The organism is Acidimicrobiales bacterium (assembly GCA_036273495.1).
GTDB lineage: Bacteria > Actinomycetota > Acidimicrobiia > Acidimicrobiales > JAJPHE01 > DASSEU01.
On record DASUHN010000228.1, the window covers coordinates 1 to 16,027 of the forward strand.

Below are 16,027 nucleotides of genomic sequence, written 5' to 3' on the forward strand. Positions count from 1 at the left end.
CCCCGGTGCGGATCCAGGTGAGCCCGGGCCGCCCCGCCACCGTGAACCTCCAGATCACGCTGGGCTAGCGCCCGGCCGCCGGCCCTCCTGGGAAGCGGCGGGACGGCTAGCTCAGCTGGTGGACGTCGCGGTACTGCCGCCCGAAGTCGGCGCACGCCGAGTAGCTGGACTCCCAGATGTCGATGTGGTGGCCGGTGACGCTGCCCCCGGTGTCGTCGGCCGTGCGGTAGCCCACCCCGTCGATGTAGATCTTCGTGCCGAGGGGGATCACGGCCGGATCGACGGCGACGCTCTGGGGTCCGGCCTGGTCACCCGTGGCGGTCTGGCCGTGGATGTCGTAGCAGGTGACCATGAAGGTGCCGAGGTCGGTGCCGTTCCCGCTCGTCCCGGTCGCACCGGCGGAGCTGGACGGGGTGGATGTGGAGTGGGACGCCGCCGGGGCCGGGGCCGGGGCCGGGGCCGCCGCCGGGGCCGGGGCCGGGGACGCTGCGGGCGCGGGGGTCGGCGCCGCGGGGGTCGGTGTCGCGGCGGTCGGTGCGGCGGCGGGAGCAGCCGTCGACGCCTGCTGCCCGTGCTCGGCCTGCTCCAGCTCCGACGCGCTCACCAGCACGGGTGCCGAGACGCCCTCGATGTGGATCTGGTGAGCGACGACCCGACCACCCGGCGCCGCCTGGGACGGGGGAGCCGCCGACCGGGCCACTGCCAGCTTGACGGCCACCGTCCTGCCCGAGGCCGCCCCCCCGGCCGCCCCCGCCCCTCCCGTCGCCGCCCCGATCAGACCGTTCATCGCCGCCGCGGCGGCGATGACGACGGCAAGCCGGGCGGCGACCACCCCCCGATCGGGCGCCGGGATCGCCGCCGTGCCGCCGGCCGGGCGGTTGACGGAGGTTGGGGGCGGGGGTGTCGGGGGCATGGGTGTAGCTCGATGTCCTTTCAGGGGGGAGGACAGCCGGGGCGCGCCGCAACAGAAGCGGCACTGCTAGCTGTAGTTAGCACCCTAGGCTCCCGCCCCGGCGGGGTGCAAACCCGGCAATCCGGCCGGGCCGGTCCGGTCCCACCGGACCTCGAGGCACCACCTGCCAACCTGTGGCCGTGGGCCCAATCCGCTGGCTGGGGCTGCTGGCCGGGATCGTGCTCCTGGGGTCAGGGGCCGGCTCGGCCCTCTATACCCTCGTGCTGCCCCGGGCTCACCCCTCCCGGCTCACCGAGGTGGCCACCCGGAGCACCCTGGCCGCCGGGAGATGGATCGCCGACCGCCTCCCCACCTACGAGGCCAAGGACCACGTCCTGGCTCTGGCGGGGCCGGTGGCCCTGCTCGGAGCCTTCGGGCTGTGGCTGGCGGCCTTCCTCCTCGGCTACTCGCTGATCCTGTGGCCGCTGGTCCACGGGGGCCTGACGGCCGCCCTCCGGGCGGCCGGGTCGGCCATGCTCACCCTGGGCCTGGCCAGCCCCCCGGGCGGAGGCGATCCGTCCGCGCCGGCCACGGCGGTCTCCTACGTGGCGGCGGGCACCGGCCTGGCGGTCGTGGCCCTCGAGATCGCCTACCTGCCGACCATCTACGGCGCCTTCAACCGCCGCGAGACGCTCGTCACCCTGCTCGAGAGCCGGGCGGGGGCGCCGGCGTGGGGGCCGGAGATCCTGACCCGCCACCAGCTCGTGGGGATCTCCGACAGCCTGCCCGCCTTCTTCGCCAGCTGGGAGCAGTGGGCGGCCGACGTGGCGGAGACCCACACGACCTACCCGGTGCTCGTGCTGTTCCGGTCGCCCAACGCCTTCCGCTCGTGGATCGTGGGCCTCCTGGCCGTCCTCGACTCGGCTGCGCTCCACCTGGCCCTGGCCCCCTCAGCAGCGCCGTCGGAGGCGCGGCTGTGCCTGCGGATGGGATTCCGGGCCCTCCAGGACATCGCCCCGGCGTGGGGTCTCCCGGTCGAGCTCGATCCGCGTCCGGACGATCCGATCCTCCTCTCCTACGAGGAGTACCTGGAGGGGGTGGAACGGATGCGCGAGGCGGGCGTGGCCCTCGAGCGCAGCCCCGAGGAGGGATGGGTGCACTTCCGGGGCTGGCGCGTGAACTACGAGGCGCCCGCCTACTTCCTCGGCCGGATGGTCATGGCCGTTCCCGGACCCTGGGCCGGCCCCCGCCGGCGGATCGGCATCCTCCATACGGTGCGCCCCCTCGACCGGACGCCCGAGGACCCCGAAGCCGCCCGTCAGAAGGGCGGGAGGTGGCTCGGCCCCACCCCGCGGGCTAACTAATCTGCCCGCACCGTGAGGCTGGGCATCCCGACCGAGATCCTGCCGGGAGAGCGCAGGGTGGCGGTGGTCCCCGGGGTCGTGGCCACGTTGACGGGCGCCGGGCACGATGTCGTGCTCCAGGCCCGGGCCGGCGCGGCGGCGGGGTTTGCCGACCAGGCGTACATCGACGCCGGCGCCGTTACGGTGCCCAGCGCCGCCGCGTTGCTGGGCTCGAGCGACGCCGTGTTGAAGGTGCAGGGCCCGACGCCCGAGGAGGCCGCGCTCGTACGCGAGGGCGCCACCTTGGTCGGCCTGTTCAGCCCCGGCCGGATCCTCGAGGCCGTGCGCGCCCTGGCCGAGCGGCGCGTCACCTCCCACAGCCTGGAGCTGCTGCCGCGCACCACCCGGGCCCAGAGCATGGACGCCCTGTCGTCGCAGTCGACGGTGGCGGGCTATCGCGCCGTCCTCATCGGCGCCAACCGCCTGCACCGCTTCTTCCCGATGCTGATGACCGCCGCCGGGACGGTTCCGCCCGCCAAGGTGCTGGTCCTCGGGGCAGGCGTGGCCGGGCTGCAGGCCATCGCGACCGCCCGCCGGCTGGGCGCGGTGGTCATGGCCTACGACGTGCGGTCGGCGGCGGAGGGGGAGGTCCGCAGCCTCGGCGCCCGCTTCCTCAACCTCGGGCTGGCCACCGCCGACGGCGCCGGTGGCTACGCCGGCGAGCTCGGTGAGACCGCCCAGTCCGCCCAGCACGCCGCCCTGGCCCCCCACCTCACCGAGGCGGACGTGGTCATCACCACCGCCCAGATCCCGGGCCGCCCCGCCCCCCTTCTCGTCACCCGGGACATGGTCGACCGCATGCGGCCGGGATCGGTCGTCGTTGACCTGGCCTCGGACACCGGCGGCAACGTCGAGATCTCCGAGCCGGGCCGGGAGATCGACCACAAGGGGGTCGCGGTCGTCGGCGTGGCCAACCCGGCCAGCGACCTGCCGACCCACGCATCCCAGATGTACGCCCGCAACATGGCCAATCTGGTGGTGCTGATGACCAAGGACGGGATACTCGATCCCGACTGGAGCGACGACATCCTGGCAGCCACCTGCGTCACGCGCGGCGGGGAGGTTCTGTACAAGTGACCGGGTTCCTGACCCTGTTCACCATCTTCGTGCTGTCGGTGTTCCTCGGCTTCGAGGTCATATCCAAGGTTCCGAGCGTCCTGCACACCCCGTTGATGTCGGGCACCAATGCCATCCACGGCATCATCCTGGTGGGCGCCATCGCCGTTCTCGCCACCGCCGACTCGGCGCTTCTCAAGATCATCGGCTTCCTGGCGGTGGCGCTGGCCACGGTCAACGTGGTGGGCGGGTTCGTGGTGACCGACCGCATGCTCGAGATGTTCAAGGGCCGGGAGCAGAAGGCGCCGCGGTCCGATGACAGCACCCGCGAGCTGCCCCGGTGACGGCGGCCCTGCACTGGTCGTACCTGGCGGCGGCGGTGTGCTTCATCCTGGCCCTGCGCGGACTGTCGAGCCCGCGTGCCGCCCGCCCCGGGAATCTCATCGGCGCCTTCGGCATGCTCGTGGCGGTGGTGTTCACGCTGGTGGCCGGTCACGTGCACAACGGTGGACTCGTGGCCGGGGCCATGGTCATCGGCGTGGCCGTGGGCATCCCGGCGGCGCGGCTGGTGCGGATGACCGCCATGCCGCAGATGGTGGCGGCGTTCAACGGCGTGGGGGTGGGGCGGCGGCGTTGGTCGCCATCTCCGACTACATCGGCCACGCCGACGGCGCCACCCTGTCCTCGGGCAACCGGCTGGCGGTGCTGCTCGGCGTGGTCATCGGCAGCGTGTCGTTCTCGGGCTCGGTGATCGCCTTCGCCAAGCTGCAGGAGCTGATGACCGGCCGTCCCGTGGTGTACCCGCTGCAGCAGTTCGTGAACGGGGTGATGGCGGCGGCGGCGGTCATCCTGGCGGCCATCGCCATCGTCGGCGCCCACGTCGGGCTCGTCGGGCTGGTGGCGGTGATCTGCCTCGGCCTCGGGGTCGCCTTCGTCATGCCGATCGGCGGCGCCGACGTGCCGGTGGTGATCTCGCTGCTCAACTCATTCACCGGCCTGGCGGTGGCGGCGTCGGGCTTCGTGCTGTCCAACACGGTGCTGATCGTGGCCGGGACCCTCGTGGGGGCGTCGGGAACGCTGCTCACCCGGATGATGAGCCACGCCATGGGCCGCTCGCTGCCCAACATCATCTTCGGCGCCTTCGGGGCGGTCGTGACCGCCGGCACCGCGGGTGAGACCGGTGACCGCTCGGTGCGCTCGGGAACGGCCGAGGACATCGGCACCCTCCTCGCCTACTCGCGCCGGGTCGTGATCGTCCCGGGCTACGGCCTGGCCGTGGCCCAGGCCCAGCACACCATCCGGGAGCTGGCCGACCTGCTGGAGAGCCGCGGGGTCGAGGTCCTGTACGCGGTGCACCCCGTAGCCGGACGCATGCCCGGTCACATGAACGTCCTGCTGGCGGAGGCCGACGTCCCCTACGAGCAGTTGAAGGAGATGGAGGAGGCCAACCCGATCATGCCGTCGACCGACGTGGCCCTGGTCGTCGGCGCCAACGACGTAGTGAACCCGGCCGCCCACGACAGCCCCGGCAGCCCGATCTACGGGATGCCGATCATCCACGTCGACCAGGCGTCCAACGTCGTGTTCCTGAAGCGGAGCATGCGCCCCGGCTTCGCCGGCATCGACAACGAGCTGCTCTACAACCCGAGGACCACCCTGCTCTTCGGGGACGCCAAGGCCACCCTCTCCAGCCTGGTCGCCGCCGTCAAGGCGGCGTAATAGGGTCCGGTCATGACGGACACGGCCTCCTTCGAGATCACCGGCCTGGCCCAGAAGCAGGCATGGGAGGAGAACGTCATGCCGCCGGTGGAGAGCCTGGGCGGCGGACTGTGGTCGGTCCCGGTGCCGATCCCCCAGAACTCGCTGCGCTACGTGCTGGTGTACCTGCTCGAGCTGACCGACGGGGTGGCGCTGATCGACGCCGGCTGGGACACGGACTCGGCGTACGACGCGCTCACCGGTGGCCTCGGCAAGGCCGGCTACGACATCACCGACGTGAAGGGCGTGCTCGTCACCCACATCCACCCCGACCACTACGGGCTGGCCGGGCGCGTGCGGGAGCAGTCCGGCGCGTGGGTGGCGCTGCATCCCGCCGACGCCGCCGCCCTGGGGGAGCGGTACGTGAACATGGACGAGCTGTTCCGCCGCATGCGCACCCACCTGCTCTCCTGCGGGGTTCCCCCCGAGCCCCTCGACGAGATGAGGGGGGCGTCGATGGGTGTGCGGCCGTTCGTCACCTTTGCCGAGCCGGACGTGCTCCTCGAGGACGGGGCGCGCCCCGAGCTGCCCGGGTGGGACCTCACGGCGGTGTGGACGCCCGGGCACAGCCCCGGGCACCTGTGCTTCCACTCTGCGTCCCGCCGCCTGCTGCTGTCCGGGGACCACATCCTGCCGCGCATCACCCCGAACATCTCCTACCACCCCCAGCAGACGGCCAGCCCGCTCGCGGACTTCCTCGACTCCCTCCAGAAGGTGGCCGGCCTCGACGCCGACGAGGTGCTCCCCGCCCACGAGTACCGCTTCCGGGGCCTGGCCGCGCGCGCCGCCCAGCTACGGGCGCACCACGAGGAGCGCTTCACCGAGATCCTGGACCACCTGAGGGCCAATCCCGGGTCCACCGCCTGGGACGTGGCCCTGTCCATCTCGTGGAGCCGGCCGTGGGACCAGATCGAGTTCTGGATGCGCCGCGCCGCCCTGGGGGAGACGCTGGCCCACCTGATGATCCTGGAGACGCGCGGCCGCGCCCGGCGCTCCGGCCAGATGCCCGAGCGCTGGGAGATCGTCGCCGCGTAGCGCCCGCTCCACCGAGCCGGCCATGGCCCGGTAGCCGGCGGCGTTGGCGTGGAGGTTGGCCCCCACCGGCGGTGGCGAGCACACCCACGTCAGCCGGCACACCTCGCCCGCCTCGACGGCCAGGGGCCGGCCCAGCCCGAAGGCGCCCGCCGTGTCGGCCACGGTCACGTGCAGAGGTCCCAGCACGCCGGACAGGGTGGCGTCCAGGCGCCCGGTGACGTAGTGGGACCAGGCCGCCCGGCCCCGGTCGGGGGACGCCACGAACGGGGCGTAGTAGTCGAGGGCCACGATCGGGACGCCGGGCCCGGCCGCGGCCCGGACCCGTCGCACCACCGTGGGGAGGTTGCGCTCGACGGTTGCCAGGCCCGCCGCCAGGCACGCCGCCGAGCGGGGGCCGGGCGCCTCCTGCTGGCAGCGGACGACGTCGTTGATCCCGATGTCCACCGTGACCAGGGCCAGATCGGAGCGGTGGGCGCGCAGGAACCGGGTGGCGGCGCCGGCCTGGGAGGCACCACCCCGGTAGCAGATGCCGCCCCGGAGCATGGTGGTGGTCGTCTCGCCCGGGCAGCCGAGCTTGACCAGCCTGAGCCCGAGGTCACGGGCCACCACGTCGGGGTAGCCCTGGTTCGTGTCCCGGCCGGCCCCGGCGTGGCCGGGGCGGGGCTGCAACCCCTGCGACAGCGAGTCCCCGAGGGCCACGTACCAGGCCGGGCGGGGGCGGAGCGCGGCCACCGACGCCGGCGGAACGGCCACTGCGTGCACATAGGCGCCTGTCGGCGGGCGAAAGACCGGGATTAGGCTTTCCACCCATGGGCGCCGGGTCATCCGGCGCGGGAACTGCTACCCCGGATCCCACACGGCAGCAACCACCGGGGCCGACTCCACCCGGACCTCGAGCACCCAGGACCCGCCCGGCCCGGCGCCGGTTCTGGGCCCGGCGAGCGATGGTCCTCTCGGTGGCCCTGGTGATCCTGCTGATCGTGCTGGCGGCGGGCGGGTACGCCTACCTGCGCTTCCGCTTAGGTCAGATGCACAGGGTCCACGTGACCGGGCTGGCCCCCGAGTTCGCCGACCACCCGTTCAACGTGCTGATGATCGGCTCGGACACGCGGGCGGGCCTGGCCCCGAGTGCCGGAAACGTGAAGGCGTTCGGGTCCGCGTCCCAGGTGGCGGGGCAGCGCAGCGACGTGACGTCGATCCTGCACGTGGACCCCGTCCACCACACCGCCGCCATCCTGTCGATACCGAGGGACCTGTTCGTCCCGCTGGCCGGCACCAACGGCTCGAACCGGATAAACGAGGCCTACGACCACGGGCCCAGCCAGCTGGTCCAGACCGTCGAGGCCGACCTGGGCATACCCGTGCAGCACTACGTCGAGGTCGACTTCGCCGGGTTCCAGGGCACGGTCGACGCCCTGGGTGGGGTGCGGATGAGCTTTCCGTTCCCGGCCAAGGACGCCTACTCGGGCCTGAGCATCACCACCACCGGCTGCCAGACCCTGAACGGGGCCCAGGGCCTGGCCGTGGCCCGGGCCCGGCACTACCAGTACTACGAGAACGGCTACTGGCACTACGACGGGTCCAGCGACCTCGGCCGCATCGCCCGCCAGCACGTGTTCCTGCGGGCGGTGGCCAAGGCGGCGGTGTCCAAGGGCCTGACCAACCCCTTCACGGCCAACGCCTTCCTGGGCCAGGCGGTGCACGACTTCATCATCGACGACGCCATGAGCACGGGGGATCTGGTCGGCCTGGCCCGCCTGTTCAAGGGCTTCGACCCCGCCTCGCTGGTGTCCTACACCCTGCCGACGACCCCGGTGACCAACTACGAGTCGTACGGGGACGTGCTGCTGCCGAAGCAGCCCGACGACAGCCAGGTGATCGCCGCCTTCCTGAGCGGCCCGGCCCCGGCGGGCAGGCCGGGCTCGAAGGGCCCGGCCATCCCCCCCTCGCAGGTGAGCGTCGAGGTCTTGAACGGTGTCGGCAAGGCCGGTATCGCGCACACGGTCGCCTCGGAGCTCCGCCAGACCGGCTTCGACGTCGTCGGCACGGGCAACGCCGGCTCGTTCACCTACGGCCGCACCGTGATCGCCTACGCCACCGGGTTCCAGGCCCAGGCCCAGCTGCTCCAGTCCCGGGTGGTGGGAGGGGCCCTGATCGAGGAGGACCACGGTCTGACCGGGGCTCAGGTGGCGCTGGTGGTCGGCTCCCAGTGGGCCGGTCTAGAGAGCCAGAACGGCGGCAACCCGACGTCGGTCACGTCGACGACCGAGGGCGGGGCGGCCCCCGCCGCCGTCGGCCAGGACGACTCCCAGGCCTTCGACCCCTCTACCTGCTGACTATCCGACCCGCCCGAAGCCGTCGAGCACGTTCCACCAGATCGGGTCGTACTCCACGTCGGCGCCGGTGTGGGGGGCGTCGATCATCTCCCCGTTGCCGACGTAGATGCCCACGTGGTCGACCGGTTGGTAGAAGAAGACCAGGTCCCCGGGCCGGGCCTGGGCGTAGCTGATCCGGGTGGTGTCGTCCCACTGGCCGGCGGCGGAGTGGGGCAGGCTCACCCCCGCCTGGCCGAAGATGTACATGATCAGGCCCGAGCAGTCGAAGCTGTCCGGTCCGGCGCCGCCGTACACGTAGGGCTTGCCCAGCTCGCGCTGGGCCCACTCGAGGGCAACCCCCGCCGCTCCGCCCTGGGACGGGGCGGGCCCGATCGGACCCACCGCCGATCCACCGCCGCGGGACCCGCCCCCGAGGGCGGGAAGCGGGTTGTCCCGGCTGACCGGCCGGCCCGCACTGGCGGTGGTGTGGCTCAGGGCCTGCAGCCGGGCCCGGGCCGCGGCGGCCTGCGCCGCCTGGGCCGCGGCCTGGTCGGCGGCCACCATCTGGGCTAGCTGGCCCCGGACCTGGGAGAGGGCGGACACCTCGGAGGAGGCGGTGGAGCCCAGTTGGCTGCGGAGCCCGGCCGCCGTGGCCACGTCGGAGCGCGCCGACCGGGTGGCCCGGGCCAGCCTCGACTGCTGCGCCGCCAGCTGCGCCTGGGCCTGGCGGAGCCCGTCGATGGCCGACTGCTGGGTGTCGGCCACGCTCTGGAGGTAGCTCTGCTGGATGCCGTAGGTCGTCTGGTTGGACTGCATCAGCAGCGTGACGCCCCCCGCCCCCGCCCCCGACCCACCCCGCATGTACGCGTCGACCGCGGCCGAGGTCAGCACCCGGCGGCGCGCCGTGACCTGGGCGGCCGCTCGCGCCGCGGCGGCCTGGGCCTGCTGCTGGTGGGTCTGCGCCGCGGCCAGGGCGAGGCGGGCCTGGTTGTACTGCTCGTCGACCCGCGCCTCCTGTTGCGCCAGCTGGCCCAGCCGGGCGGTCAGGGAGGCGGCCTGGGACCGCAGGGAGGCTTCGGTGGCGGCTCCGGCGGGGCCGCGTGGCACCAGAGTGGTGCTTACTCCGGCCGCCAGAGCCACGATGAGGCAAGCAGCTCTGCGTCCGCGGTGGGCCGGGCGCCGCCCGCTGGTCCTCCGCACGTGGGCCGGGACCCTAACAGGCTAGAACGCGTTACGACGGGATCCGGATCGAATTCGGGAGGCGGTCGACGGTCCAGGAGGGGGCGGTCGGGAGGGGATGGACGCCGAAGGCCTGGGCGGCCCGGGCGGGCTGGCAGAGGTAGTTGACGTCGTAGGCGAGCATGGTCTGGACCATCCAGACCGGGCCCCCGGCAAAGCCCCGGCCGCAGTAGCTGGCGGCGCTGGTCAGGTCGGGGGACCCCGCCACCCACACCGGGACCCCGAAGTCGGCGCCACCGGTGATCTCCGACCACTGCAGGCCGGTGGAGTAGATCCCGGCCGAGAGGTGGCGGTGGTGGAGCTCGTCGAGGGCGCCCCTGATCACCTCGGCGTTGAGGTCCCCGTGGTCGGTCCACGCGTTGCCGGTCTCCACGTCGAGCCACCACATCGGCGCCGAGGCGCCCGACCGCCGGGCGTAGGCCACCGCGTGGTCCACGGCGTTGGCCCCGTAGTTGTAGGCCGCGCACGGGGCGCTGTCACGGGCGCAGTGCCCGGCCGGCCCGTTGGCCGAGCGGGGGCTGGACGGGACGTCGGCCTCGTTGAGGTTCATGTACAGCGCCGCCGCCCCCGAGGCCCCCGCCGCCCACCGCCACTGCTGGCCCAGGCACGGATTGGTCGTGAACGCCTTGCCGCCGGTCACCCCCAGCACGGCGATGGCGTGGGCCGGGGGCAGGCCGCCCTGCCCGCACTGCGGCCAGGAGACGTCGAACCCGTACCGGCCTCCGACCTGGACCTGCCTGGGGTGGAAGGCGGGGTGGATGCCGGACGCGACCGCGGTCAGGGGGCGGTTGATCCCGAAGCCGCCGGGAGCGCCCCAGTAGCCGGCGTCCCCGTAGGTGAACACGCCGCCGTCGGCCGAGGCCATCCAGTAGCCGTGGCCGGTGGGACTGGCGGCCAGGCCGACCATCGGGGCGGCCAGCTGCAGGCCGCCCATCCCCCCGTGGTAGGGCGCCGTGCCGTAGGTGAACACGCCCCCGTCCGACGAGACCAGCCAGTACCCCGAGCCGTCCGGGGTGGAGGCGATCCCGACCACCGGGGCGGAGATCGGGTGGCCGCCCATGCCGCCGAGGTACCGGGCGTCGCCGAAGGCGAAGACACCCCCGTCCGACGAGACCAGCCAGTAGCCGCCCCCGTCGGGGGTGGCGGCCATCCCGACCACGCGGGCGGACAGCCGGCGGCTGCCGAGGCCGCCGTAGTAGCGGGCCGACCCGTAGGTGAACACGCCGCCATCGGCGCCCACCAACCAGTACCCGGACCCGTCGGGCACGGCCGCCATCCCGACGACCGGCTGCTCGATGCCGTTGCCGGCCATGCCCCCGAAGTAGTGGGCCGACCCGAAGGCGAACACGCCCCCGTCCGAGGACACCGCCCAGTACCCCTGGCCGTCCGGGGCGCCGGCCAGCCCGACCACGGGCCCGGCCAGGGCCCGGCCCGCCATCCCGCCGTAGTAGCGGGCGTTGCCGAAGGTGAAGATGCCCCCGTCGGCGGCGGACAGGAGGTAGCCCGGGCCCCACTTCTGGGTGCCGGCGGACTTCGGGGCGGCGGCCGGCCGGGCGGAGGGTCTCGAGGTGGGCCTGGTTGCCGGCTTGGAGGCCGGTTTTGCGGCCGGCCTGGTGGCCGGTTTGGCCGCCGGCTTGGCCTTGGTCCCGTGTCCGGTGGCGTGACCTCGGCCCTGGGCCGCCGCCACGGCGGGCGCGCTGAGGACCAGGACGGCCGCCACCGCGGCCGCCAGAGCTGCAGGAAGGGAACCGGAGGGGCTCCGCCGGGGCCACCGCACGGGTTAGGTCTCGTCCGGCGTGCCCCGAACTTGAGTTTCGCGGTTCTAAAGCTCTAAGTAACCACTGCTGAAATAGTCAGGTTGTAGGGGGCCGAGCCGGCCGCACTCAGCTGCAGGGGCGTGCCGCCGACCGAGACCGTGACGTTGGCCGGGGCCCCGAGGCGGACCCAGAGCTGGTTGGAGGCGGGGAAGACCTTCTGCTGGCCGGCCGGGACCGTGCCCACGAAGCTGAACGGCCCGGTCGCGCTGGGCCCGACCTCCATCCAGCACGTCCCGGTCGTGCTCACCTGCACGGAGAACGAGGCGGTGGTCACCACGTAGTCCGCCCCGGTGGCGCTGGAGCTGCGGGGCACGAGGACCGCCGGGGCGGGCGTCGACGTGCGGGTCCGCTTGGCGGCGCCGGCGGTGTGAACCGGCGCCCGGCCCGCCGCCGCCCGGCCCGCCGCCCTCGTGGTCGCCGTCGCCTGGGGCCGGTGGGGTGGGGAGGTCCGGGGCGTCGACGGGGAGCCCACCACCAACCTCCCCACGGCCAGGGCGATGAGCGCCATCACCGCGATCACCGCCGTAGCGGTCAGCACCGGCCCCGCCGGCCGCGGCCCCCTCGTGCGGAAGCGGGTGGTGCCGACGGACAGGTACCCGGGCGGAGGCGAGACCGTCCGGCCCGTCCGGCCTTTCCGGGCCCGGACGGGCCGGTTGGGCCGGTTGGGCGCCGGTCGCTCCCGGACCGGAGTGTCGGGCGGCATGACGACGCGCTCGCCGATGGTGGCGTGGATCCGCCGGTACGCCTCCATGGCTCGCAGGTCGTTGCTGCGGGAGCGGCGCGGGGGCACTGCGGCCCATGATCACGCATAACGTCGCCGTGTGCAGATCGACGTGATGACGGGGGGCGCCCCGCTGCGACGCATCCAGGAGCTGGCCCGCAGCATCGAGTCCAGCGGGCTGGCCGGGATGGTGGTCACCGAGGGCGGGCGTACCGCCTACCTCTCGTGCGCCGCCGCCGCCCTGGCGGCCGACATCGACCTGGCGACGGGCATCGCCGTGGCGTTCCCCCGCAGCCCCATGGTCACGGCCCAGGTGGCGTGGGAGCTGGCCGAGACGAGCGGGGGCCGCTTCCGGCTCGGCATCGGCACCCAGGTGCGGGCCCACGTCGAGCGTCGGTATGCGAGCACCTTCGCCCCGGCGGGGCCGCGCCTGCGCGAGTACGTGCAGGCCCTGCGGGCCATCTTCCGCGCCTTCTCCGGCGAGGAGCGCCTCGAGTACTCCGGCTCCCACTGGTCGTTCAACCTGCTCCCCGACCAGTGGTCCCCCGGTCCGATCCCGTCGGGCCCGCCGCCGGTCGACATCGCCGCCGTCAACCCGTGGATGCTGCGCATGGCGGGCGAGGTGGCCGACGGGGTGCACGTGCACCCGCTCAACTCGCCGACCTACCTGCGCACGACGGTGCTGCCCGGCCTGGCCGAGGGGGCGGCCCGGGCCGGCCGGGACCCGGCCGAGCTGGCGGTGATCGTCCCGTGCTTCACTGCCGTCGGGGACACGGACGAGGAGCGGGCCCGCTGGTGGGAGACGGCGCGGATGCAGGTGGCGTTCTACGGATCCACGCCCAACTACGCCTTCATCTTCGACCAGCTCGGTCACGAGGGGACCACGGCGCGCATCCGCGAGCGCCAGAAGGCGGGGGACCTGGCCGGGATGGCCCAGGTGGTGGGGGACGACCTGCTCGAGCACTTCGTGGTCGGCGCCACGTGGGACCAGCTGCCCGAGCGCCTGGTCGAGCGGTACGGGGGCGTGGCCAGCCGGGTGGTCCTCTACTTCGCCGGAGCGGCGTACCAGGCCGACCCGTCCGTGCTCGACCGCTTCGGCGAGGTGGCCCGTCAGGTGTCCCGTCAGGTGACGGCCGCGGGCGGGGTCGGGACCCCGCCTGGCGGAGGAGCCGGATCGTAGGGGACCCAGCGGGTCAGGAACCCGGCGCCGGCCCGGTATAGACGGCCCGGGGCCGGAACCGCAGCCGGTGCTGGTACTCCTCGCCGGCGTGGGCCAGCCACCCCGCCACCCGGGCCACGGCGAAGATGGCCTCCCCCGCCCCCGGCGCCATCCGGTAGGCGTGGCACAGCCCGCCGATGGCCAGGTCGATGTTGGGGGCGGGCAGGCCCCGCCCGGCGGTGACCCGCACCACCTCCTCGACCGTGGCCCACCTCGCCTTCGGGGGCGAAGCCGCGCGTACCGCCTCCAGCAGCGCCACCGCCCTCGGATCGGTGCCGGTGTAGACGGAATGGCCCAGGCCGGGCACCCGGTCGCCGGCCCGCAGCAGGGTCCCCACCGCCTCGGCCACCGACCCGCTCGACTCGGCGTCGGCCAGCAGCAGCTGCACCCCGTGTGACGCCCCGCCGTGCAGGGGTCCGCCGAGGACCCCGAGCCCGGTCCCGACCACGAGGTAGGGGTCCGCCCAGGTCGACGCCGCCACCCGGGCCCCCAGCGTGGAGGCGGCCAGCTCGTGGTCGGCCAGGAGGACCAGGGCGGCGTCGACGGCGGCCGCTTCGGCGGGCCGGGGCCGGCGCCCGGTCAGCCGCTCCCAGAGCCGACCGGCTATGTGCCGGCTCCGCGTCGGCGGCCCGGGCAGGCTCTCGACCAGCGCCGCCACGAGCGAGCGCCCGCACAGGGCCACCGCCTCGGGCCGGCGGTCGTGGCGGAGGGGGTCGGTGGTGGCCACGGCCACGCAGACCACGCGCATGCGGTCCACCAGGGTGGCGGTGTCCGGGAGGGCGGCGGCAGCGGCCTTGCCCGCCTCGAGGGCGGCGGCCGGAGCCCGCCACTCGGCGGGCTCCCCGGCGTCCCGGCCCGTCCACAGCCACTCCGCCACCCGCTCGTAGCTGGCGGTGCGGGCGGCGTCCGTCACGTCCCAGCCCCGGTAGTAGAGCCGTCCGGCCGGGTCGAGGAGGGTGAGGTTGGTGTCGACCAGCAGCTCCAGGCCGCCGGCCCGGCCCCCGCGGCGCGCCCTTCCCGCCAGCCGGTCCACCTCGGCCCGGGCGTACCGGCTGGCCCGGCCGCCGGCGTCGGGCACCGGATGGCTGTGGAGCAGGCCCCGGCTCACGTAGGCGTAAAGGGTCTGGGGGCGTACGCCCAGGCGGGCGGCCGCCTGGGGGGCGGTCAGCCACTGCTCCTCCGCCATGGCCCGAACATAGTTGATGCGATCAACATTGACAATGATCGGCGGCACGATGGACGATGCGACCCATGCGCACCGTTGGCGATCTCATGTCCGCCCCCGCTGTCACCTCGACTCCCGAGGAGTCCCTGGCCACCGCCGCCGCCCGCATGCGGGAGGCCGGCGTCGGCTCGGTCGTGGTCGTCGACGGCGCCCGCCCCGTCGGCATACTCACCGAGCGGGACCTGGTCCGCTCGACGGCCGCCGGCGCCGGCACCGGGACCACCCCGGTGGCGGACTGGATGACCCCCGACCCCGACTGCGTCGAGACCGACATCGAGGTGGCCGAGGCCTGGCGCAGCCTGGCCGCCCACGGCTACCGGCACATCCCCGTCGTGGTGTCCGGGGAGCTCAAGGGCGTGGTGTCGATGCGCGATCTGATGGGCGTGGCCCAGCTGCGGCCGGTCGAGGGCTCGTTCACCGACGTGCCCCGCGGCCTCAAGGGGGTGGTGGTGGCCGAGACCCAGGTCGGCGACGTCCGGGGGCTCGAGGGCTTCTACCACTACCGGCAGTACTCGGCGGTCGAGGTGGCGGAGCGCCTGTCGTTCGAGGACGCCTGGCACCTGGTGCTCGACGGGGAGCTGCCCACCCCGGCCGAGCGTGCCGCGTTCGACGCCGAGGTGGGCGCCCTGCGGTCGGTGCCGCCCGAGGTGGCGGCGGTGCTCCCGGCCATCGCCCGCGCCACGGCGGCAGGCTCCGGTCCCCTCGACGGCCTGCGCACAGCGGTGTCGCTGCTCGCCTCGGCCGAGGGGTTCCGCCCCAGCCTGGACGTCGACCGCGCCACCCTGCGGGCCAACGCCCTGCGCGTGTGCGCGTCGGTGCCGACGATCGTGGCCGCCCTGTACCGCCTGGGCCGGGGCCTCGAGCCGATCGGCCCGCGCCCCGACCTGGCCCACCCCGCCAACTATCTGTGGATGCTGTCGGGAGCCGAGCCCGAGCCCCAGCACGCCCGTGCCATCGAGCAGTACATGTCGTCGACCATCGACCACGGCTTCAACGCGTCGACCTTCACGGCGCGCGTCGTCACCTCGACCGGCGCGGACCTCGGCGCCGCCGTCGTGGCGGCCATCGGCTCGCTGTCGGGGCCGTTGCACGGGGGCGCCCCCAGCCGGGCCCTCGACACCCTCGACGCCATCGGCACCCCGGACCGCACCGAGGGGTGGGTGCGCGAGGCGGTGGCGGGTGGGGAGCGGATCATGGGCTTCGGCCACCCCGTGTACCGCACCTACGACCCCCGCTCGGCCCTGCTCCGCCGGATCGCGAGGGAGTTCGGTGGGTCGCGCGTGGAGTTCGCCGAGCAGGTGGAGGAGACCGTGATGCGGGTGCTGGCCGAGCTCAAGCCGGGCCGGG

12 protein-coding genes and 2 pseudogenes are annotated in these 16,027 nt (G+C 74.1%); 8 read left to right on the forward strand and 6 right to left on the reverse strand.

Translation table 11 applies throughout. The features are described from left to right. Positions 1 to 106: 106 nt before the first annotated feature. Entirely contained in the window at positions 107 to 832 is a 726-nt protein-coding gene (locus VFW24_09765) for a 3D domain-containing protein (protein ID HEX5267049.1), read from the reverse strand. Positions 833 to 1,092: 260 nt separating this feature from the next. On the opposite strand from VFW24_09765, the gene VFW24_09770 reads away from it, so the two are divergent. The 5 genes and pseudogenes from VFW24_09770 to VFW24_09790 all read left to right on the forward strand — a co-directional run bounded on the left by VFW24_09770 (position 1,093) and on the right by VFW24_09790 (position 6,144). Next, positions 1,093 to 2,256, forward strand: a complete 1,164-nt coding sequence (locus tag VFW24_09770) for a hypothetical protein (GenBank protein HEX5267050.1) — start codon at positions 1,093 to 1,095, stop codon at positions 2,254 to 2,256. Between the two features lie 12 nt (positions 2,257 to 2,268). Then, positions 2,269 to 3,372 (forward strand): Re/Si-specific NAD(P)(+) transhydrogenase subunit alpha, encoded by a 1,104-nt coding sequence (locus tag VFW24_09775; GenBank protein ID HEX5267051.1) that lies wholly within the window; start codon positions 2,269 to 2,271, stop codon positions 3,370 to 3,372. Next, positions 3,369 to 3,695, forward strand: a complete 327-nt coding sequence (locus VFW24_09780; GenBank protein ID HEX5267052.1) for an NAD(P) transhydrogenase subunit alpha — start codon at positions 3,369 to 3,371, stop codon at positions 3,693 to 3,695. Before VFW24_09775 ends, VFW24_09780 begins: the two co-directional genes overlap by 4 nt. 35 nt (positions 3,696 to 3,730) lie before the next feature. Then, a pseudogene (locus VFW24_09785) lies at positions 3,731 to 5,070 on the forward strand (NAD(P)(+) transhydrogenase (Re/Si-specific) subunit beta). A gap of 12 nt (positions 5,071 to 5,082) precedes the next feature. After that, entirely contained in the window at positions 5,083 to 6,144 is a 1,062-nt protein-coding gene (locus tag VFW24_09790) for an MBL fold metallo-hydrolase (GenBank protein ID HEX5267053.1), read from the forward strand. A gap of 36 nt (positions 6,145 to 6,180) precedes the next feature. Here VFW24_09790 and VFW24_09795 read toward each other — a convergent pair. Further along, a pseudogene (locus tag VFW24_09795) lies at positions 6,181 to 6,969 on the reverse strand (SGNH/GDSL hydrolase family protein). A 131-nt stretch (positions 6,970 to 7,100) separates the two neighbouring features. Between VFW24_09795 and VFW24_09800 the strand changes: the two are divergent. Further along, the gene (locus tag VFW24_09800; protein ID HEX5267054.1) at positions 7,101 to 8,480 is read left to right on the forward strand and encodes an LCP family protein; all 1,380 of its coding nucleotides are present in this window, start codon (positions 7,101 to 7,103) and stop codon (positions 8,478 to 8,480) included. Here VFW24_09800 and VFW24_09805 read toward each other — a convergent pair whose 3' ends face one another. The 3 genes from VFW24_09805 to VFW24_09815 all read right to left on the reverse strand — a co-directional run bounded on the left by VFW24_09805 (position 8,481) and on the right by VFW24_09815 (position 12,305). Beyond that, positions 8,481 to 9,566 carry an NlpC/P60 family protein gene (locus VFW24_09805; GenBank protein ID HEX5267055.1) on the reverse strand — a complete coding sequence of 362 codons (1,086 nt, stop codon included), beginning with the start codon at positions 9,564 to 9,566 and terminating at the stop codon, positions 8,481 to 8,483. It abuts the gene before it with no gap. A 124-nt stretch (positions 9,567 to 9,690) separates the two neighbouring features. Then, positions 9,691 to 11,418 carry a hypothetical protein gene (locus tag VFW24_09810; GenBank protein HEX5267056.1) on the reverse strand — a complete coding sequence of 576 codons (1,728 nt, stop codon included), beginning with the start codon at positions 11,416 to 11,418 and terminating at the stop codon, positions 9,691 to 9,693. 110 nt (positions 11,419 to 11,528) lie between these two features. Then, positions 11,529 to 12,305, reverse strand: coding sequence for a DUF4115 domain-containing protein (locus VFW24_09815; GenBank protein HEX5267057.1), 777 nt, complete (start codon positions 12,303 to 12,305; stop codon positions 11,529 to 11,531). Between the two features lie 31 nt (positions 12,306 to 12,336). Between VFW24_09815 and VFW24_09820 the strand changes: the two genes are divergently transcribed. Further along, complete coding sequence (locus VFW24_09820; protein ID HEX5267058.1) at positions 12,337 to 13,416, forward strand: TIGR03617 family F420-dependent LLM class oxidoreductase; 1,080 nt, start codon at positions 12,337 to 12,339, stop codon at positions 13,414 to 13,416. A gap of 13 nt (positions 13,417 to 13,429) precedes the next feature. On the opposite strand, the gene VFW24_09825 is transcribed toward VFW24_09820, so the two are convergent. Beyond that, the gene (locus tag VFW24_09825) at positions 13,430 to 14,641 is read right to left on the reverse strand and encodes a citrate/2-methylcitrate synthase (GenBank protein HEX5267059.1); all 1,212 of its coding nucleotides are present in this window, start codon (positions 14,639 to 14,641) and stop codon (positions 13,430 to 13,432) included. A 65-nt stretch (positions 14,642 to 14,706) separates the two neighbouring features. On the opposite strand from VFW24_09825, the gene VFW24_09830 reads away from it, so the two are divergent. Further along, positions 14,707 to 16,027 (forward strand): citrate/2-methylcitrate synthase (locus VFW24_09830; protein ID HEX5267060.1); only part of this gene is annotated, 1,321 nt, incomplete at its 3' end.